General features: G+C 52.5%; 1 protein-coding gene. It reads left to right on the forward strand.

Annotated elements, in window-relative coordinates; genetic code table 11:
* Nucleotides 1–249: tetratricopeptide repeat protein (locus tag ACYVRA_RS08730; protein ID WP_461252326.1), on the forward strand; the 249-nt coding region annotated here is incomplete at its 5' end.
* Nucleotides 250–467 lie beyond the last annotated feature (218 nt).

Genomic DNA, 467 nt, shown 5'->3' on the forward strand with positions numbered 1-467 from the left:
TTCGTCGCGGGACGCTACGACGACGCGCTGCGCGAGTTCAAGAGCGTGCTCGCCGAAAACTCCGGCGGCCCCGTGGCGGCGCAGTGCCTCTACAACTCCGGCATCTGCTACTACCGCCTGCGCCTCTACCGAGACGCCGAAAATCAGTTCCAGCTCTTCACAGACCGCTTCCCGAACCATAAGTTCGCGTCGCGGGCCGCATTCTTCAAGGCGTGCACCTATCAGGAGCTGTCTCTTATACACATCTAGATGTGTATAAGAGACAGCGTAAACGGCGTACATATAGTATATTTATTGATATTTAGGGTTAAAAGATCGAAAATACCATAAGGATCTATTGATGGACCAACCGAGGGGCATAATCGTAAAGCATTCTGCCGATCGGATGAAAGCGTATGTCTCGCTGTCCAATGATTTCGGGCAGATTACGGTGGGCATGGTGCTTACGGAGTTGCTCAACAAGGGTA

Source organism: Treponema sp. R8-4-B8 (assembly GCF_054786175.1).